Annotated in this window: 15 protein-coding genes and 3 pseudogenes; 14 read left to right on the top strand and 4 right to left on the bottom strand. The window is 39.2% G+C overall.

Features of this window, described 5'->3' with window-relative positions:
* Positions 1-69: 69 nt before the first annotated feature.
* The 12 genes and pseudogenes from IC621_RS26340 to IC621_RS04345 all read left to right on the top strand — a co-directional run.
* Positions 70-245: pseudogene (locus tag IC621_RS26340) on the top strand (sugar ABC transporter permease); the annotation flags it as partial.
* Positions 246-372: 127 nt separating this feature from the next.
* Positions 373-1,509, top strand: coding sequence for a GntR family transcriptional regulator (locus IC621_RS04390; protein ID WP_191156088.1), 1,137 nt, complete (start codon positions 373-375; stop codon positions 1,507-1,509).
* A gap of 124 nt (positions 1,510-1,633) precedes the next feature.
* Positions 1,634-2,857 carry a sn-glycerol-1-phosphate dehydrogenase gene (locus IC621_RS04385; RefSeq protein ID WP_191156086.1) on the top strand — a complete coding sequence of 408 codons (1,224 nt, stop codon included), beginning with the start codon at positions 1,634-1,636 and terminating at the stop codon, positions 2,855-2,857.
* Positions 2,850-3,548, top strand: a complete 699-nt coding sequence (locus tag IC621_RS04380) for an HAD family hydrolase (RefSeq protein ID WP_191156084.1) — start codon at positions 2,850-2,852, stop codon at positions 3,546-3,548. Before IC621_RS04385 ends, IC621_RS04380 begins: the two co-directional genes overlap by 8 nt.
* A gap of 86 nt (positions 3,549-3,634) precedes the next feature.
* Positions 3,635-3,841, top strand: a pseudogene (locus IC621_RS27135) (imine reductase family protein); the annotation flags it as partial.
* Positions 3,842-4,173: 332 nt separating this feature from the next.
* Positions 4,174-5,415, top strand: a complete 1,242-nt coding sequence (locus tag IC621_RS04375; protein WP_224752305.1) for an epoxide hydrolase family protein — start codon at positions 4,174-4,176, stop codon at positions 5,413-5,415.
* Positions 5,416-5,707: 292 nt separating this feature from the next.
* Positions 5,708-6,598 carry a helix-turn-helix transcriptional regulator gene (locus IC621_RS04370; RefSeq protein WP_191156082.1) on the top strand — a complete coding sequence of 297 codons (891 nt, stop codon included), beginning with the start codon at positions 5,708-5,710 and terminating at the stop codon, positions 6,596-6,598.
* A gap of 17 nt (positions 6,599-6,615) precedes the next feature.
* A complete protein-coding gene (locus IC621_RS04365) occupies positions 6,616-7,437 on the top strand; it encodes an SDR family oxidoreductase (RefSeq protein ID WP_191156080.1) in 822 nt (273 codons plus the stop codon).
* A 488-nt stretch (positions 7,438-7,925) separates the two neighbouring features.
* Complete coding sequence (gene araB, locus IC621_RS04360) at positions 7,926-9,626, top strand: ribulokinase (RefSeq protein ID WP_191156078.1); 1,701 nt, start codon at positions 7,926-7,928, stop codon at positions 9,624-9,626.
* Positions 9,627-9,710: 84 nt separating this feature from the next.
* On the top strand, positions 9,711-10,421 hold the full coding sequence (araD, locus tag IC621_RS04355) for an L-ribulose-5-phosphate 4-epimerase (protein ID WP_191156076.1): 711 nt from the start codon (positions 9,711-9,713) through the stop codon (positions 10,419-10,421).
* 76 nt (positions 10,422-10,497) lie between these two features.
* On the top strand, positions 10,498-11,985 hold the full coding sequence (gene araA, locus IC621_RS04350; protein ID WP_191156074.1) for an L-arabinose isomerase: 1,488 nt from the start codon (positions 10,498-10,500) through the stop codon (positions 11,983-11,985).
* Positions 11,986-12,162: 177 nt separating this feature from the next.
* A pseudogene (locus IC621_RS04345) lies at positions 12,163-12,252 on the top strand (transposase); the annotation flags it as partial.
* Between the two features lie 229 nt (positions 12,253-12,481).
* Here IC621_RS04345 and lsrB read toward each other — a convergent pair.
* Genes lsrB through IC621_RS04325 form a run of 4 tightly spaced genes read right to left on the bottom strand, consistent with a single transcriptional unit; the run spans position 12,482 to position 17,112 of the window.
* Positions 12,482-13,558: an autoinducer 2 ABC transporter substrate-binding protein LsrB gene (lsrB, locus tag IC621_RS04340; protein WP_224752317.1), complete on the bottom strand. Its 1,077-nt coding sequence runs from the start codon at positions 13,556-13,558 to the stop codon at positions 12,482-12,484.
* 20 nt (positions 13,559-13,578) lie between these two features.
* Positions 13,579-14,571: an ABC transporter permease gene (locus tag IC621_RS04335; RefSeq protein WP_191156154.1), complete on the bottom strand. Its 993-nt coding sequence runs from the start codon at positions 14,569-14,571 to the stop codon at positions 13,579-13,581.
* Complete coding sequence (locus tag IC621_RS04330) at positions 14,555-15,595, bottom strand: ABC transporter permease subunit (RefSeq protein ID WP_191156072.1); 1,041 nt, start codon at positions 15,593-15,595, stop codon at positions 14,555-14,557. Before IC621_RS04330 ends, IC621_RS04335 begins: the two co-directional genes overlap by 17 nt.
* Positions 15,595-17,112, bottom strand: a complete 1,518-nt coding sequence (locus tag IC621_RS04325) for a sugar ABC transporter ATP-binding protein (RefSeq protein WP_191156070.1) — start codon at positions 17,110-17,112, stop codon at positions 15,595-15,597. Before IC621_RS04325 ends, IC621_RS04330 begins: the two co-directional genes overlap by 1 nt.
* Before the next feature lie 270 nt (positions 17,113-17,382).
* Here IC621_RS04325 and IC621_RS04320 point away from each other — a divergent pair, with 270 nt between their 5' ends.
* Positions 17,383-18,351, top strand: a complete 969-nt coding sequence (locus tag IC621_RS04320; RefSeq protein WP_191156068.1) for a sugar-binding transcriptional regulator — start codon at positions 17,383-17,385, stop codon at positions 18,349-18,351.
* Complete coding sequence (lsrK, locus tag IC621_RS04315) at positions 18,329-19,906, top strand: autoinducer-2 kinase (protein WP_191156152.1); 1,578 nt, start codon at positions 18,329-18,331, stop codon at positions 19,904-19,906. Before IC621_RS04320 ends, lsrK begins: the two co-directional genes overlap by 23 nt.
* Positions 19,907-19,909 lie beyond the last annotated feature (3 nt).

Here is a 19,909-nt window from a genome sequence, read left to right as displayed (position 1 = left end):
TTTCAATATACAGAAAATAAAAGAAGCTGACAGCCTGTTAGCTTCTTTTTCACTCACTAACAGGACTTTGCAATTATTGGGGCGTGGCAAGGATTTTAGATTGCCTATGTAAAAATACCAGTGTTTATCGTTACATTAGCAGGGATGCTTTTATTTAGATGGTTAACAATGCTTGTTCTAGAGGGTGAATCGATTGCCCTTTCCCAGAATCATTCCAAAAAGTAAGTTCTGGATTTATTCCTGATGTAGCAAGAATAATTCTTGAAAAAATAGTGAAAAGATGTTTTTTAGATTAACTGCTCATGGTGTATAATGAGCATAGTTGTACGAATAAGTTAATTTGGTAACATACAAGTTGAAAGTGGTGACATAATGGCTCAACAAACGAAAGCCGGCATGGTAAAACAAAAAGTAAAAGAATGGATTTTAGAAGGAAAAGTTTTGCCGGGCAACAAAATTTACTCAGAAAATGAGCTGGTGAAGATGTTTGGAGTAAGCAGGCATACCGTACGGCAAGCTGTCGGGGATCTTGTTCATGAAGGGTGGTTGTATAGAGAACAGGGAGCAGGTACTTTTGTCTCAAGCAGGTCAGCACAATCTCAAGCTCAACCCGAAAACTTAAGAAAAAACATTGGAGTCATAACAACCTATATTTCTGACTATATCTTTCCCTCTATCATTAAGGGAATTGAATCGTATTTGTCTGCACACGGATACTCTTTAACATTCGCATGTACTGATAATGATCCTGAAAAAGAAAAACAATGCTTAGAAGGAATGCTAAACCGCCAAATTGATGGTTTAATTGTAGAACCTACAAGAAGCGGAAGTTATAACCCAAATCTTCATTATTACTTAAAAATGGAGCAGTATAATATTCCCTATTTAATGATAAACCAATATTACCCTCAACTTAATCCACCGAATATTATTTTAAATGATGAAAAAGGTGGATTTATTGCAACTGAGCATTTGATTAAACTAGGACATAAAAAAGTGATCGGTTTGTTTAAGAGTGATGATACCCAAGGTTTGGATCGGATGAAGGGGTTTATAAGAGCTTTTAGAGAAAATAACATACCCGTTTTTCCTGAAATGATTGTAACCTTTACTACCGAAAATAAAGAAGCCTCGTTGTTGAATAGTCTGAAAGATATCCTCATGTCAGAAGAAAATAGACCGAGTGGAATCGTTTGTTACAACGATGAAATTGCTATAAATGTATTGAATTTATTAAGAGAATTGGAAATCAGAGTTCCAGGTGAACTCTCAATTATTGGTTATGATGATTCTTATTTAACTGAAGCTTCTGAAATAAAGCTTACCTCTGTTACACACCCAAAGATGGATATGGGAATTGAGGCTGCTAAATGGATTGTTGCTGCAGTAGAAAAGAAAGAACTTGAATCATTTGAAAACAGGCAGAAGGTCTATGAACCACAGTTAGTCGTAAGAAGCTCAACAAGTGCAATTAATAAGGGGAACGATGGAAATAAAATTGTTATTTAAATAAATACATCTGAATGGCTGTTCAAGACGTAGAAGATCATTCAGTTGTAGTTATTTGTTTTAAGGGAATTATTTGATGGTCGACTTACCTTTGGGATTTTCATTTGATTAGGGGGAACATAAAATGATCGCTTTAAACAAACTTTCGAGTCTGTCAAAGAAATGCAGGTGCGGAAACAACCATTATGATATTTCGATTGATCATATTGTTATTGACTATAATGCATTAAATCAAGCTGTTTCTTACATAACGAATCAATCGTTTCAGAAGGTTGCTATTATAGCTGATCAGACTACCTTTGAAGTGGCTGGACAGAGGCTTTCATACCTTTTAACAGAATCAAATGTTAACCATGAAACAGTGGTCATTCAAGTAAATGAAGTAAATGATGTTATTGCCGACGAAAGGTCTTTGATTGAGGCAATGTTAGGTATATCACAGGATACAGATGTTGTGATCGCCGTAGGGGCAGGGACGATCCATGATATTACAAGATTTGCAAGCTTTAAGATGGGAAAGCCTTTTATTTCAGTACCAACAGCTCCATCAGTAGATGGTTTTAATTCAATGGGTGCGCCAGTTGTAATAAAGGGAATGAAAATAACTTACCAAATGCAATCTCCGATTGCGTTATTTGCCGATATCACAATTTTAAAAGAAGCTCCGAAAGAAATGATAGCTGCTGGTTTTGGAGATATGAGCGGGAAATATACATCATTAGCTGATTGGAAGTTTTCGCACCTTATTGGAGATGAACCTTATTGTCAGCTCGCGGCTCAATTGACAAAAGAAGCACTAGAAGACTGTGTCAAAAATACTGATTTGATAATAAAAGCAGAAGATGATGGTATTAAGATCTTAATTGAAGCGCTTATCCAATCTGGTTTGGCGATGCTTTTAGTCGGCCATTCATCTCCAGCTTCAGGTAGTGAACACCATTTATCCCACTATTGGGAGATGGAATTTCTGAAGCAAAATCAAGCACAGGTGCTTCATGGTGCTAAGATCGGTGTTTCATCTCAACTTATTTTAAATTTATATAAGCATGATGTTTTAAAGCTTATATCTGATAAAAGTGGATTAGAGCAAATAAATACTAAAGATAAAGATATATTTCATAGAGTCATAGAAAAAAAGGATGACTTGGCTGATATTATAAACTCACTACCTGAAGCTGCTACTTTGACATTATTATTACAGAAATTATCAGGAGCAACACATCCAGCTGATCTAGGGATTAGTCCCGAACTTGTCCGCAATAGTTTAAACGAGGCTCACCGTTTAAGAAACAGGTATACCATGCTGAGATTTTGGAATGAACATGGAGGGGTACATCATTATGAATAGTATAAGAGAGGCAGAAGCCATTTTTTTTGATCTTGATGACACGCTCTATGACCATTTAATGCCTTTTCACATGGCGCTCAAGCATTGCAATCTCAATTTACCTGCAGCTAAACTAGAAGAAGTATTCAAGAGAGTTAGATATTATAGTGACGTTCTTTGGAAAGTGTATACGAAAGGGGAAATTAGCCTTGATTTATTAAGGATAGAGAGGTTGAGATATGCTTTTAACGAATTTGGTATTTTATTATCAAAAGAACAAGCAAAAGCAATTCAAGAACGCTATGTCAAAGAACAGCAACAAATAAAGGCATTTCCTGAAATTCTCTCATTCATTCAAAATTTAATGAAATGTAAACCAATTGTTGGAATCCTAACAAACGGACCGGCAGATCACCAAATGAATAAAATTAAAATCCTGCAAATTGATCAAATCATTCCAAAGGAGAGAATTTTCATCTCTGATAGCATTGGTCTCGCAAAACCAGATAAAAGAGTGTTTCAATATATTCAAAAACAGATGAATATCGAACCAAATAAATGTTGTTATATTGGTGACACATGGAAAAATGATATCGTGCCATCAATTGAAGCCGGCTGGCAATGTATTTGGTTTAATCATCGAAAAAGAAAGCCGGAATCCCATCACATTCCTCACGAGATCATCATGAATTATCATGACATTTTTATTTAATTAAATAGCTTTTTGTATTTTCTCCAAATCTCGAATTCAGCTATGAAATAAACCAAAACCATACCTTGTAAACAGGGAATTTCGGGAACCCCGAAAGCTCCCTCAAAACGTCTTCTGACAGCGTAGAGCGGCTCGTTCAACAAGCCATGGAATCGGGAATCAATTCTGAATTTCCTGCGTTTGCTCTACCGCTCTTTGCGAAAGCTACAGCGGCGGGTTACGGAGATGAGGAAGTTTCCGCGATTATCAAAGTACTTCGTAACGGCTCGGCCTCTAACAAAAGCCATGCATGAAATGTGAAATCTGAAGGGTATATACCTCTTCAGATTTTTCCATAATCTGATCTCTCTATCTGCAAGATAGCGATATGCTCTTCAATGAAATAATTAGATTGCTAGCCTCTTCTCTAGTTTTTGCTAACCCCAACAAATGAATTTGATCGCAAAAAAAGTTCCAGTGATAAAAAAAAGGAATGGAAAAAACATGGTTTTTTTTACCCAGCCCCTTTAGCTTTTTTAAATAGATATTCTATGAAGGACACAATACGACCGTTTTATATACTGAATTATCACTCAAAAATTATTTTAAGAGCTTTTTAAACCTGACATACAAGATGTCAGGTTTAATGGTATATTCTATGATTATCCCAATATTGAAAGGAGTTTTTAAGATGACTGCTTTAAATCATGAACAAGAAAGACAAACTTCAAAACAGGAAGATGATTCCATTCAACCATTCCGAATCGAGGTTTCAAAAATCGACATTGACGATTTAAAAGAACGGTTACGCCGTACTCGTTGGCCAGACGAACTGCCGGGAACCGGATGGGAGCGTGGTGTACCGAAGCATTACTTGGAGGAACTGACCGATTATTGGAAAAATAACTATGACTGGCGTAAGCATGAAGCACAGCTCAACGAGTTCCCTCAGTTTACAACGAAAATTGATGGGCAAAACATTCACTTTCTTCATATAAAGTCACCAGAACCTAATGCAACTCCGTTGATGCTAATTCACGGGTGGCCGGGATCATTTGTTGAGTTTATTGATGTTATCGGTCCTTTAACGAATCCAGTTGTTCATGGCGGGAAAGCTGCGGATGCATTTCACCTTGTTATTCCATCGATACCGGGCTTTGGTTATTCCGTACCATTGAGTGAGCCAGGTTGGACCCCCGGTCGTATTGCAGAAGCATTTATTCAATTAATGGATCGGCTCGGTTACAAACAGTTTGGGGTGCAGGGCGGTGACACAGGTGCTTTTATTGCTCCCGAAATGGGACATAATTCACCGGAGCGAATAATTGGTTTACACCTCAATGCTTTACTTACTTTTCCATCAGGTGAAGAAGGAGAGCTGGAAAAATTAACAGAAGATGAACAAATACGTATGACAAGGTTAGAAACGTTTAATGATGGTTATTTGCAAATTCAATCCAAAAGCCCACAAACCCTCGCTTACGGATTACATGATTCTCCAATCGGCCAACTCGCCTGGATTGTCGAGATATTCAAAAAATGGTCGGATCCAATGGATGGTTTACCCGAGGAATCGATAAACCGCGACCGGATACTGACGAATATTAGCTTGTACTGGTTTACCGGAACTGCCGGTTCATCAGCCCAGGTTTATTATGAGTCCATGCATGACGAATCTGCTTGGGTACCAAAGGGGCGTGGTACAGTTCCGACTGGTGTGCTGCTATCCCTCTCTCACGATACAGCCATCAAGCGTTTGGCAGAAAAAGATCATAACCTCGTGCATTGGAAGGAATATGAACAAGGCGGACATTTTTTTGCGTTAGAACAACCTGAACTTTTTGCTGAAGATGTACGTTTGTTTTTCCGTAATATCCAATCACAATAGCCCACTTGTAGGGTTAGAACAACTTGAATTTTCAAGCAAATGAAAGTCATGTTTTTGTGACATCCTTTAATCGGAAAACAATCAACTAAAGGTGTCTTACTGCGAGGAGCATGTACAAGAAAAGGGGGCCATCCTTGAAGATGATTTATTCATCAATTAATTGAATTGAAGAGTTGAAGAAAATAATTATTGATAGTATGTTCAGGAAGAGAAAGTTCTAGTATCGTTCATGTACCCCTTTGAAATAGAGGTTGTTAGTTAGAAAAGTGTATTAGTATGAGGAGTGAAAAAGATGAAACTCGATCGTCTGCTGGGTATTACGATGGCATTGTTAACGAAAAAAAAAGTGACGGCCTCAGAATTAGCTTCTAGGTTCGAGGTCTCTATTCGAACAATCTATCGTGATATTGAATTGATTAATCAATCCGGTATTCCTGTTAGCTCATTCTCTGGAAAAGATGGTGGTTTTAAGATAATGAGCGGGTTCTTCTTAACAAAGCAACATTTCTCAATTGATGACTTTTCAATGATCTACAATCTTTTAAAGGGTGGGGAAGGTGCTGTTGGCGGGACAAAATTCACATCTTTAATCAATAAGCTTAGTACCTTACAACCTGCTCTTTTAAATGAAGAGCGCCAGGACAAAATGATTTTCGATATAAGCGCTTCAAAAGGAGAGAAAGAAATTGTTCTTCCCTTATTGGAAGCGATCGATCAATCGAAAAGGATTACATGTACCTATACAAATGCTTCAGGTCAAGTATCGGAGAGAAAGATAGAACCGTTGAATCTTTTATGGGAGCGGGGAATTTGGTACTTGGACGGCTATTGTTTATTTCGAAAAGACAAGCGCTATTTTCGTGTTTCAAGAATGGCTGATCTCGAAGTGTCAAAAGAGCAATTTAGTCCAAGGGCGGAGTATAAACGTCCGGTTCAAGAACAAGAAGGCACAAACACCCACCTACGTTTTGATTTAACCGCACAGCCGAGAGTATTTGAGCAATTTCCAGGAGAATTCACACATCACGGAGATTTTATTGACGTGCAAACGACTTTTTATTCAAGAGAATATGCTGTCTCTGTCATTTTAAGTTTCGGAGCAAAAGTTGAAATCCTTTCCCCCGACGACTTAAAAAAAGATTTAATAGAAAAAATTAATGAGATACGGAAAATCTATTTTTGATACGAGGAGGATGCAAAATGACAATTTTAGTAACAGGTGCTACGGGAACGGTAGGAAGGCATGTCGTAGACCAGCTCGTTCGTAAAGGAGAGAAAGTAAGAGCAGTGTCTCGCACCCCAGAAAGAGCACATTTTCCTGAAGGCGTAGAGGTTATAGCAGGAGATCTCATGTCTCCGGAAACGTTGATTCCAGCATTAAAAGACGTGACTGCACTATACTTAATCACTTCAAGTGATCAAACAGGTGCGACGTTACAAACCAACCCTCGAATCGTTGAGCTGGCAGAAAAGACGGGTGTTCAAAGAGTGTCTTTATTGACGGTATATGGTGATGGTCCTGTGGAGCAGGCACTTAAAAGCAGTCGTCTTGAATGGACATTTGTGCAACCAGTTGGATTTATGGCCAATGCTATTGATGACTGGCAGGAATCGATTCGAGAGGAAGGGGTCGTTCGTGAGTTTGGTGGCGAAACACGTGGCGCAATCATCCATGAAGCTGACATTGCGGCAGTTTTTGTTGAAACCCTTCTTGAGAAAGGGCATCACGGAAACTGTTATACACTTACTGGTCCGGAAGCACTCTCAACCATTGATCAAGTGGAGATGATTAGTATGGCCATTGGTAAAGATATTACATTTGAAGAACTAACCGAAGAGCAAGCACGAAGGAAATGGCGAGAGATGGGCCACGATGAAGAAAGCATTGATTTTTTTGTTCAAATGAGTAAAAATCCGCCTGAGATTGGCTATACCGTTTTGCCAACGGTCGAAAAAATAACAGGACGACCTGCAAAAATGTTTACGGAGTGGGTTTCGGATCATAGAAGCAATTTTATGTAATCCTTAATTCAGTGATGTCCCGGTTTGCAAGCTAGGACATTTTTAACAAACTATTAAAGAATAATAAAGAGCTGACCCAAAAGCAGAAAGTCGAAGGATCAAAATGAATCTGTTTTTGTAGGAAAAGAGAGCAAGAAGTAGAAAGCCCATCATTGATGGGCTTAATCCCATTTATTAGACAGATGACCCCTAAATCGATGGATGTTATCATTCTCCTATTGGATCAACTTGTAAGTACAAATAAGTAAAAAAAATTAAAAAATGACAATCACTTAAGAAATAGTTGAGGAATTATTAAAATTTGTATTGAAAAAAACTAGAATGGTGCTAAAATTTATGTAAGGTCATACGTATAAGTTGTAAATAATTTATAATAACACCCAATAAAAGCGCATTTATATAAATACTTGTACGTATAAATGCAGTTGACAACTTGTTACTTTGTAATTGTAGTTAGATTTACAATAGGACGAGGCGAGGTGATTCAAATGGCAAAATATTCAATTGGAGTAGATTATGGAACGCAATCTGGAAGAGCTGTCCTAGTTGAAATAGGCAGTGGGAAAGAAGTTGCAACATCTGTGAAACCGTATACACATGGAGTAATGGATGAATTTTTACCGAATGGGAAAACAAAACTTGAGAATGATTGGGCTCTGCAGCATCCGGCAGACTATATGGAAGTGTTGGAGGCGACAATTCCAGATGTATTAAAACAAGCAAATATATCAGCTGATGAAGTAATCGGGATAGGTATTGATTTTACAGCATGTACGGTACTGCCGATCGATTCTTATGGAACACCTTTGTGCTTAATAGAGAGATTTAAGAATCATCCCCATAGCTATGTAAAGCTTTGGAAGCACCATTCTGCACAAGAAGAAGCAAACCGATTAAACGAAATAGCGGAAGCAAGAGGTGAGAATTTCCTGCAAAGGTATGGCGGGAAAATTTCGTCCGAGTGGTTAGTCCCTAAGCTTTGGCAGATTCTTAACGAAGCACCAGAAATTTTTGATGAAATCGACCAATTTGTTGAAGCAACTGATTGGGTTATTTATCAATTAACAGGCGATTTAAAGAGAAATAGCTGTACTGCAGGATATAAAGCAATTTGGCATAAGCAGGATGGATATCCATCTAAAGAATTTTTTAAAGTACTTGATGAACGATTAGAACATGTCGTTGAAGAAAAATTATCCAATGATATTGTCCCAATTGGCTCTAAAGCAGGAGAATTAACTGAACAATCTGCTAAATTAATCGGTCTAAATCCAGGAACAGCAGTTGCTATTGCAAATGTAGATGCCCATGTTGCTGTCCCAGCTGTGGGAATCACTGAACCTGGAAAGCTGTTAATGATTATGGGAACGTCAACATGTCACATTTTGCTAGGGGATGCAGAAAAGGTTGTCCCCGGCATGTGTGGAGTTGTTGAAGATGGAGTTATCCCTGGATTAATGGGATATGAAGCAGGTCAGTCCTGTGTAGGAGACCATTTTGAATGGTTCACTGAAAATTGTGTTCCTGCAAGCTATTATGAGGAAGCCAAGGCAAAGGGTGTTAACATCCACCAGCTTTTAACAGAAAAGGCGGCTCAGCTGCAGATTGGTGAAAGCGGTTTAATTGCATTGGACTGGTGGAATGGCAACCGATCAACATTGGTTGATGCCGATTTAACTGGGGTTTTAATAGGTGCAACCTTACTTACAAAGCCCGAAGAAATTTATCGTGCCCTCATTGAAGCTACCGCATATGGAACACGTACCATAGTTGAAGCCTTCAGAAATAGTGGTGTTCCAATTAATGAAGTATATGCCTGCGGGGGCATTGCTGAGAAAAACGAGCTTATGATGCAAATTTACTCAGATGTATTAAATATGGATATCCGCATTTCAGCCTCTTCACAAACACCAGCACTGGGATCTGCAATGTTTGGAGCAGTTGCAGCTGGGAAAGAACGCGGCGGATATGATGATATTAAAGAGGCTGCAAAAGAGATGGCTAGATTAAAAGATTACATCTATCAACCAAATCCGCGCAATGCAAATATATATGACCAATTGTTTGCAGAATACTCCCGTCTATATGATTATTTTGGACGTGGGGAAAACGATGTCATGAAAAACTTGAAGAAAATTAAGAAAGCAAGCGTTTCTCAGGCTCAAGATAAAACTGAAATCACACACTAATAATTTGTAGGAACCTATTATGCGGTGGAGTGTTGAGGTATACACCGGAGCTTTTCTATCCTTCAAAAAAGGGGAGATAACAAAATGCTTGAAGCATTAAAACAACAAGTACTTAATGCCAATTTACTGTTACCAAAATATGAAATGGTCACATTTACGTGGGGAAATGTTAGTGGCATTGATCGTGAAAAGGACCTCGTCGTAATCAAACCAAGTGGAATCCCTTACGAGAATCTTAAATTAAAAGATTTAGTTGTGGTGAATTTAGAAGGAGAAATCGTGGAAGGAGATATGCGTCCTTCTTCAGATACTGCAACACATTTAGCACTCTATAAAGCATTCCCTGTGATCGGCGGGGTTGTCCATACACATTCACCTTGGGCGACAAGCTGGGCACAGTCAGGTCGTTCCATACCAGCATTAGGAACAACACATGCTGATTATTATTATGGGGAAATTCCTTGTACAAGAATATTAACAAAGGATGAAATCACTCGCGGTTATGAGCTGGAAACTGGCAAAGTCATTATTGAAACCTTTGAAACAGGTGGGATTGATCCAGTAGCAATGCCGGGTGTATTAGTATCAGGCCATGCACCATTTTGCTGGGGAAAAGATGCGATGCAAGCAGTACACAATGCAGTCGTATTAGAAGAAGTTGCTAAAATGGCCCTGCACACTTACCAATTGAAGCCTGATATCAATCCAATTGATCAATTTCTATTGGATAAGCACTATCTTCGAAAGCATGGAGATAACGCGTACTACGGCCAAAGCAATGCAAAAATAAAGTGAACCATCCATCAAGGGGGGATTTGCTGCACATGAAGAGTGGGCTAAATCAATAATTCAATTGACTAGGGGGAAAAACATGTTAACAGTTAAACCATATGAATTCTGGTTTGTAACAGGCAGTCAAGACTTATATGGAGAAGAAACCATAAGAGAAGTTGAGGCAAATTCAAGAGTCATAACGGAAGGTCTGGATTCTGCCTCTTCCGTAACACATAAATTAGTATTTAAATCTGTTTTAAAAGAAGCAGATTCGATTCGCAGATTATGTTTAGAAGCAAATGCAGATGAGAACTGTGCAGGCATTATCACATGGATGCATACGTTCTCACCTGCAAAAATGTGGATCGCCGGCCTTTCTTCCTTTCAAAAACCGATGCTGCACCTTCACACTCAATTTAACCGGGATATTCCTTGGGACAGCATAGATATGGATTTCATGAACACAAACCAATCTGCCCATGGAGACCGTGAATTTGGCTTTATGGCAAGCAGATTGAATGTAAAAAGAAAAGTTGTAGTAGGGCATTGGGAAAATAGTGAAGTAAGAAGCAAAATCGGCAGCTGGATGCGTACAGCAGTTGCATTTTCTGAAGGACAGCATCTAAAAGTTGCTCGCTTTGGTGATAACATGCGCAGAGTAGCGGTGACGGAAGGTGATAAAGTTGAAGCTCAAATCAAACTAGGCTGGACGGTTAATGGTTATGGAATCGGTGATTTAGTTCAACGTGTTAATGATATTTCAGAACAAGAAGTTGATCAGCTCATGGAAGAGTATGCTAAAGAGTATGATATTGTTCCTGAAGGGTTAGAGGAAAGTTCTTTTGTTCGTGAATCTATTCGTTATCAAGCAAGCATCGAGCTAGGCATGAAAGCCTTCCTACAAGATGGAAAATACACAGCATTTACAACTACCTTCGAAGACTTACACGGTATGAAGCAGCTGCCAGGACTAGCTGTTCAGCGCTTAATGGCTGGGGGCTATGGCTTTGCTGGTGAAGGTGACTGGAAAACAGCAGCCCTTCTTCGGACATTAAAAATTATTTCTGATAATAAAGATACTTCGTTTATGGAAGATTACACCTATCACTTTGAGCCAGGAAACGAGCTTGTGCTGGGATCCCATATGCTTGAGGTTTGTCCAACCATTTCGGCAACGAAACCAAAAATTGCTGTCTATCCATTAGGAATTGGTGGAAAAGAAGATCCAGCAAGACTAATTTTTGACGGTAGAAGCGGAGCAGCACTTAATGCTTCAATTGTTGATCTTGGACATCGTTTCCGATTAATTGTCAATGAAGTTGATGCAATACAACCTGAAATTGAATTGCCAAACCTGCCAGTAGCAAGAGTCCTCTGGAACCCGCAGCCATCCCTAAGTGAAGGTGCTGAAAACTGGATTATCGCTGGCGGTGCCCACCATACAGTATTTTCTTATAAAGTTACAACTGAACAGCTAAGAGACTGGGCTGAATTAGTTGGAATGGAATGCGTAATTATTAATAAAGACACAAATAAACATACTTTCAAAAATGAACTAAAATGGAACGATGTTGTTTTTAAATAATAAGAACTTAACAAAAACGAGGTATAAATTTTACCTTGTTTTTTTATTAATGCTTCTTTTAAAAACCCCAGGTTATACCATTGAAAAGCTATGCTTATGTAATAGAAAAAGTCAGTCCCATTCTGTAAATTAGTCAGTGATTCAAGCCTTATAATACACAGAAAAGGAGACTAACCATTGGACAAAAGTTTATTACAAACAGAATGGAATTGTAAATATCACATCGTTTTTATACCAAAATATCGCAGAAAGATAATCTATGGAAAATACAGCTAAGCATGCCACCTAAGCATCAGGTAACATGCCCGTATATAGCGTAATCAAGCCGCCTGTTTTACAGGTGGAAGCGTGAACAAATGACTCTTCAAATCTATTCCATTCAGCAACTTCCATTCATTTCGTTTAAAGGCTAATGAGTTGCCTTAGCTTGATGAGCCCTTATATTGAGGTTGAGTGGTCTGACACTTTGGTTTTGAGTCACTCTCTAACTTTTACCTTAGAAATCGTAGTCATCAATATTATCCTTCGTAAATACAACCCGATCTGGCAGCAAAATTATCCCGCTGTCATCAGCTGTGTAATCATATCCCTGGATTGTGTTTGGTTCAATTTTTACTTTGCCGATTCCAGGAACTTCAAATTCATCTCCTACTTTTAGTTCTTTTTCTTCAGCAGTCATAAGGTAAGCTACATAGGCTGCAAGTGCCCCTTGTTTTTTTACATCCCATAGACCAAATTGTTTCACTGTATCCCGCTTTACGTAATCTCTCATCACATTTGGAGTAGAGAATCCGGTAATGGCTACTTCACCTGCTTTTCCGAGGTTTTCAGCTGCTTGTGCCATTGCCGGAAGGGCAGTTGCATCAGGACAGATGATAGCATTAATATCTGGATATGTTTTTAAGATGCTTTCACCAACAGATAATGATTTTTGAGCATCATTTTCTCCATATTGCGTTGTAACGATTTCCCAGCCAGGATATTTCTCTGCAATGATTTCTTTTGCTTTTGTGACCCATTGGTTTTGGTCGGTAACGGTCGGGCTTGAGTAGAAGAAAGCAACTTTTCCTTTATCTCCAATTTGGTCAGAAGTCATTTGAATAAGAAGCTCCGCCAGCTGTTCTGGAGTTCCTTGGTTAATATAGAAGGAACGGTCTTCAGGATTCACATCAGAATCCCAGGTTAACACTTTTACACCGCGGTCTTTTGCACGCTTTAATGCCTGGCTAAGGCCATCAACCGAAACTGAGGATACCATGAGAGCATCGTAGCCTTGGTTGACAAAGTTATTGATAAATTGGACCTGACCAGCAACAGATGCCTCAGTTGGTCCATCATATTTTAATTCAACTCCTAATGAATCTGCCATTTCTTGGGCACCCTGGCCACCTGAAGTGAAAAATCCGACCCCTGTTAGCTTTGGGATAAAGGCAAGCTTAACGTCTTTGTTTTCTGCGGTTTTCTCATCCTTTGAACCTGAATTTTCCGACTTAGACTGCTTGCCGCTGCTGCATGCAAGTAAAGAACCAACTAATAATAGAAAAACCATCATTAATACAAAAGGTCTTAACATTTTCATTTTCAATCTACCCCTTATTTTTTCACTGCTGAAGCAGTATTTTTTCTAATGATCAATGTTTTTAAAACAGGCCATTTTGTATTTCTCAATAAAACAGCAATAATTAACATAGCTCCAATGACAACACTAGTTTCCTGACTTGTCATGCTCGACATTTGCAAACCGTATTGTGTCATCCCAATCACTATACTTGCAACTGCTGTCCCAAAGACACTTCCTTTCCCGCCAAAAATACTCGTTCCGCCAAGTACAACTGCCGTAATAACAGGTAAAACAGCTTCAGCACCTAAATCGGATCTAGCAGAACTAAAGTAGGATGTCATCATTACACCACTAATCCCACCTCCAAGTCCTGATAACATGTAAGTACTCATGATCGTCCACTTCGTGCGAACACCGCTGTAAACTGCAGCCTTTCGATTGATTCCCACTAAAAGCACGTTTCGTCCGTAACGAGTCAAGTGAAGTAAACCACCGAATATAAATAAACTGACTAGTAAAATCCAAAAAGGATTAGGAATACCGAAAAGCTGTCCATTAGCTAGTTCCACAAATGCATCAGGAAAGCCGCTGATTCCTTCATATCCCGAAGTACTCGAGCCTCCTGATACCACTAAGGCAATACCAGAAAATAAGAACATCCCGCCTAATGTCACCACAAGGGGCTGTACATTAGTATGGGCGACTAATATCCCATTAAGAAAACCTGCAAGTATGGCAACAACTAATGTGATCAGCAGAGCCAGCCATATATTTATGCCATGTGTCCAGAAGACCCCAAGTACAATTGAGGAAAGTCCCATGATCGAACCAACTGATACATCAATTCCTCCTGTGATGATGACAAATGTCATTGGAATTGCTGCCAAGGCAATATAAACATAATCATTCATGCTATAAAGGAGGTTGTTTACGTTTAGGAAATCGGGGGAGATCCGACCAAACAATAGTAATTCAAATAAAAGAAATAAGACTAGAACTGCTTCCCACTTAAGTAGCTGCTTTATTTTCTTTGTCATTATCAACACCTCCTTTTGTAGGGAGAGCTTCACGTTTTTCTTTTTTTCTTTTTTTTGAGATTTGATCATTTAAGTATTGCTGAAACTTTGAATCTCCTACAACAATCAACAATAATAGTAATCCTGAAATTGCGCTGTTCCAGTAAGCTGGTATTTTTAAATAAATCAAAGAGTTGTTGATGACTGTAAAAAAAATAGCTCCCAGTCCGGCTCCAAAGACAGTGCCGACTCCTCCTGTCAGGCTCACACCGCCAAGAACAGCGGCTGCAATAACCTGAAGTTCGATACCGCTTCCTGTTTCATTGGGAACAAATCCAATATTCATGACAAAAACGAGTCCCGCCATTGCAGCTGATATTCCAGAAAAGATAAACGCTAACACGGTAACCTTATTCACAGGAATTCCAACTATCCTTGCTCCTTCAAAATTGTCGCCTACTGCATAAAAATAGCGACCGAATTTAGTTTTTGTAAGAGCTAGGTGTGTAAAGACTAAAATCACCATTGCTACCCACACAGTTACGTTTAATCCTAAAAAATGGACACCAGCTATTTTTTTATAAAAGTTTGGGATGTCTTCAATCCACTTTCCTTCGGTATAGATCAGCATATAACCTCTAATAATGCCAAGTGTCCCGAGTGTCATAATAATAGAAGGGATCTTAAACAATCCGACGCCGATTCCGTTTATCAGTCCGATAAAAGCCCCGATAAGCAAAACAATCGGAAGCATCACCCACAGACTATATCCAGAGGTTAGCAGGACTCCGCAAACAGCTGCCGAAATCCCCATAATCGATCCGACTGAAACATCGATATTAGAGGTGAAAAGGACAAAAGATTGACCAATTGCCATCACTAAAAGAATCACACTGGCTTTTACGAGCAGGGAAATCGATTCTCCTGTAGTAAATTCCTGATTAATGGAACCTACAAGCAGGACATATACGATCATTAATAAAACAATCGAAAGTTCACGTGCTTTCATTATTCGAATAAGGGTTGAAGTCATCAATTGATCACCTCTTTTTTTACACCAAAAGCTGAAGTCGTGATGATATCAATATGAACTTCATGTTTAGCAAGGGTTTTTACGATTTTTCCCTCATGCATGACAAGGACACGATCACTTAGCTTTTCAATTTCCTCGATGTCGGATGAAATTAATAAGACGGCCAGCCCTTTAGCTTTTAGATCTTGTATGATCCGGTAAATATCCCTCCGAGCATTTGCATCAATGCCCCGGGTTGGTTCATCTAAAATAATAACTTTTGGCTCAGCAGCCAGATATTTGCCAAGCACTACTTTTTGCTGATTCCCACCAGAAATATCCTTAAGTTCCTGGCCGATACCCGTTGATTTGATCTTTAGGTCAGCAACATATTTAGAAGCGATCTTCTTTTCCTGGTTGCTTGGCAATAATAATCCCTTGAGCCGATCCAGGATAGTAGAGGTGATATTTTTTTGGATAGATGCGATCGAAAAAATACCATGTGAATGGCGATCTTCGGGAACATAGACAAGACCTCTATTAATTCTTTCCCGAACTGAAAATTTTCCAATATCGGTTCCTTCTAATAAAATGGTTCCATGATCAGCAGGAGTCAACCCAATCAAGGCTTCCGCAACTTCTGTGCGTCCGGCTCCAACGACACCTGCAATCCCAAGAACTTCACCGGTATTTAGTGTGAAGGTAATATTTTCAAAACCGTTTCCACAGAGGTTTTCAATGACTAAGGCACATGCAGGATGAGAGGGGTTTTCCTCAATGAGTACAGGAACAGTTTGAGCAGGAATTTTGGCTTGGCGGGGCATATTTTCAGGCATCAGCCCATCCAGCAATTTTTCATAAGTGAATGTGGATACAGCTCCTTGAGCAGATATAATACCATCCCTTAGGACAGATACAGTATCAGCAAGGGTAAAAATTTCTGTAAAGCGGTGGGTGATGTAAAAAACGCCCAGTCCTTGTTCAGTTAGTTGTTGAATGGTCTGAAATAGTGAGTTAATTTCTCCAAAAGTAAGGGTTGATGTTGGTTCATCTAGTATTAAAATTTCTGCTTCCCTCACTAATCCTCTGATAATTTCTAGGAGCTGCTGTTCAGCAATGGAAAGACTTAACGCACTTTGATCCAATTCTAACTTCCAGCATAGATTACGGATAATATTTTCCATTTTTTCTTTGAGAACCTTTTTTTTATCTGGAAGTCCAATCATTATATTTTCTTCGACTGACATATTTGGAAAGATTAAAGGCTCCTGTGGTACGAGGTAAATACCATGCTTGTGTGCTTCTTGGGTGTTCGAAAAGGCAACATCCTTTCCTTTTATTTTTATTATCCCGTTGTCAGGTTTATAGATGCCTGTAATCATCTTCATTAACGTTGATTTACCCGCTCCATTTCCGCCGACAAGCGCATGAACCTCTCCTTTCTGAAGCGTTAGCGAGACTCCCTTTAATACCGAATTGCCTGAAAATTGTTTATACATATCGTCAATCTGAAGCAGAGCGATTGCTTCATTCTTCATTGTAATTTTTTTCACCTCCAAAAGAGAAAGATTCAGAAAACGCTTACAAAGAGAACAAAATTAAAAAGAGCAGATAAATGTTCATCAATAACGAAAAGCTAGTTAATTATTACACAGCAAACTACGAAAATATTACTAGGAGCTGAAAAAATTTTGAGTCTCAAAGTAACAAAAAATCGTGGTCTTTTTTTAAATTAACGTAGATATACTTTTTGTAAGTTGTGAACAAAAAAAAGCCAATTGAACTTTTGTTAAGGGGTGTACCTGACCATGAGCCATGATAACTATTCAGAAAATATGCTAATAAAAGCAGCTTGGTACTATTATAAAGAGGATTTAACCCAGAATGAGATTGCAGATCTATTAAGCCTGTCCCGAACAAAGGTCGTACGCCTTTTGGAAAGGGCAAGAGAGGCAGGAATTGTTCAATTTCAAATAAAAGGCCATGGACTTAATTGCCTTGCAATCGAGAAAGAGTTTAAAGAAGTATTTTCATTGCAGGATGCTTTTATTATCCCCACTCCACTTAATCAAAATAAACTAAGCAACTCTTTATCGAAAGCCGCTGCACAGTATTTGGTGAATAATCTACAGCAAAACGACCTTCTCGGGTTAGGATGGGGCAAGGCTGTTTCAAGAACCATCGATTATCTTTCCATCGAGCCTGACAGTAATGTATCGGTTGTTACGTTGACCGGAGGAGTCAATTATTATCTCCACAACCGGCGTTTTCAAGATGGCGGAATGGAGCAATTCGAGGAAATTCATGTGATCCCTGCACCGTTCCTTGCATCCACAGAGGAAATGGCGGAGAGCTTTCTTTCAGAACCGTCTATTAAGGAGATTCTTGACCTTGCGAGGTTATCCAAATATATGATTGTGGGGATCGGGGGCATTTACCCAGATGCGACTATCATTCAGGAAGAAAAAATGACGCTTAATGAGCTTACATTTATCAAACAGCAGAATGCTGTCGGTGATATTCTCGGACAATTTTTCGATCGTAAGGGCCGGGTACTAGAACTACCCCACCATAAGAGGTTAATCGGAATTTCACTTTCCTCATTAAAAGAGATGAATCAAGTTATCGGAGTTGCAGGAGGTGAGAAAAAAGCAGAAGCCATTTATGGTGCGTTAAAAGGTAAATACATTCATACCATGATTACGGATGAAGCAACAGCTGTGTCTTTACTTAAAATGGAGGTGAATGATGAGAATGGAATACATTCTAGTATTTGACGCCGGCACAGGCAGCATTCGTGCTGTACTTTTTGACCGGCATGGAAGACAGGCGGGGGTTTCCCAAATTGAATGGCACCATCTTTCTGAGGAGAGCTATCCAGGCTCCATGAATTTTGATTGGGAAAAGAACTGGCAATTGGTTGTTCGGTGTGCCAAAGAGGTTATTAAAAAAACAGATATCAATCGGTGTGATATTAAAGCCATCAGTGCCACGAGCATGAGAGAAGGAATTGTTCTATACAACAAAGACGGAAATGAGATTTGGGCATGCGCAAATGTGGATGCACGTGCTTCAGAGGAAGTTTCATTCTTAAAACAGCTCGATCCTGAGCTAGAACAAAAAATTTACGATATATCAGGTCAAACCTTCGCCCTCAGTGCCCTTCCCAGGCTTTTATGGCTAAAGAATCATCAGCCACATATTTATGAAAAGGCTGATGCAATGACAATGATCAATGACTGGATATTATATAAATTATGCGGAAGGCTGCAAGTTGACCCGTCTAATGGATGTACAACTGGCATTTTTGATTTGGCCTCACGGAAATGGAACAATTCCATTGCTGAAATTTGCAATATTAAAAGCAGCATATTGCCTAAGGTAAACGAAGCAGGAACAGTCTTAGGGCATGTCACTAATGAAACCGCTGTTATAACCGGTCTTTTAAAAGGAACTCCCGTTATTTCCGGAGGGGGCGATGCACAAATGGCTTCAATTGGGGTCGGAGCGGTTGAGGATAAGCAAACCGTTGTTTCAGGCGGTTCTTTTTGGCAGCAGGAAGTCAACATTAAGCAGCCTTTGACCGATAAGCATGGACGAATCCGAGTTAATTGCCATGTGGTCCCTGATCTTTGGCAATTAGAGACGATTGCATTTTTTCCAGGGCTTGTAATGAGATGGTTTCGGGATGCCTTTTGTGATGAAGAAAAAAACGAATCACAACGAACAGGAAAGGATCCTTATGAAATTTTAGAAGAAAAAGCGAGGAATGTCCCTGTAGGAGCTAATGGAATCATGCCGATTTTTTCCGATATTATGAATTACATGTCCTGGCGGCATGCTGCACCATCTTTTATTAACCTCACTTTAGATCCTCAAAAAACAGGGAAAAAAGAAATGTTCAAATCTTTGCAGGAAAACGCCGCGCTTATTACACTTGGTAATCTAAAACTTATTCAAGAAGAAACAGGGTTTTATCCCAAAGAGGTGATCTTTGCTGGTGGTGCCTCAAAAGGAAAACTGTGGAGCCAGACATTAGCTGATTGTTTAGGAGTACCTGTAAAAGTTCCTGTAATAAAGGAGGCTGCCGCTTTGGGAACTGCTTTATACGCGGGGATAGGAGCGGGGCTCTACTCCAGCATTCAGGAAGCGGTCAATCTTACGATAAAATGGGAGCGTAATCACCAGCCAAATATGGACCATCACAAACAATATCTAGCAATCTATGATAATTGGAGAAAAATTTATAATGAACAGCTGAAACTGGCAGACAGCGGTCTGACTACCCATATGTGGAAAGCACCAGGTTTTTTCTCAATTGAAAGGAGGTGAACG

Origin of the sequence: Metabacillus arenae, assembly GCF_014773385.1 — a bacterium.
In the GTDB taxonomy this organism is placed as follows: Bacteria; Bacillota; Bacilli; order Bacillales; family Bacillaceae; genus Metabacillus_D; species Metabacillus_D arenae.
This window is presented reverse-complemented; position numbering and strand designations above follow the sequence as displayed.

Coding starts and splice junctions, on each gene's coding strand:
- IC621_RS04325 (WP_191156070.1), bottom strand. CDS start 17,112: ATGAAGAATGAAGCAATCGCTCTGCTTCAGATTGACGATATGTATAAA.
- araA (WP_191156074.1), top strand. CDS start 10,498: ATGTTAACAGTTAAACCATATGAATTCTGGTTTGTAACAGGCAGTCAA.
- IC621_RS04330 (WP_191156072.1), bottom strand. CDS start 15,595: ATGACTTCAACCCTTATTCGAATAATGAAAGCACGTGAACTTTCGATT.
- IC621_RS04365 (WP_191156080.1), top strand. CDS start 6,616: ATGACAATTTTAGTAACAGGTGCTACGGGAACGGTAGGAAGGCATGTC.
- IC621_RS04370 (WP_191156082.1), top strand. CDS start 5,708: ATGAAACTCGATCGTCTGCTGGGTATTACGATGGCATTGTTAACGAAA.
- IC621_RS04385 (WP_191156086.1), top strand. CDS start 1,634: ATGATCGCTTTAAACAAACTTTCGAGTCTGTCAAAGAAATGCAGGTGC.
- IC621_RS04320 (WP_191156068.1), top strand. CDS start 17,383: ATGAGCCATGATAACTATTCAGAAAATATGCTAATAAAAGCAGCTTGG.
- araD (WP_191156076.1), top strand. CDS start 9,711: ATGCTTGAAGCATTAAAACAACAAGTACTTAATGCCAATTTACTGTTA.
- IC621_RS04380 (WP_191156084.1), top strand. CDS start 2,850: ATGAATAGTATAAGAGAGGCAGAAGCCATTTTTTTTGATCTTGATGAC.
- IC621_RS04390 (WP_191156088.1), top strand. CDS start 373: ATGGCTCAACAAACGAAAGCCGGCATGGTAAAACAAAAAGTAAAAGAA.
- IC621_RS04375 (WP_224752305.1), top strand. CDS start 4,174: ATGGTATATTCTATGATTATCCCAATATTGAAAGGAGTTTTTAAGATG.
- lsrK (WP_191156152.1), top strand. CDS start 18,329: ATGGAATACATTCTAGTATTTGACGCCGGCACAGGCAGCATTCGTGCT.
- araB (WP_191156078.1), top strand. CDS start 7,926: ATGGCAAAATATTCAATTGGAGTAGATTATGGAACGCAATCTGGAAGA.
- lsrB (WP_224752317.1), bottom strand. CDS start 13,558: ATGTTAAGACCTTTTGTATTAATGATGGTTTTTCTATTATTAGTTGGT.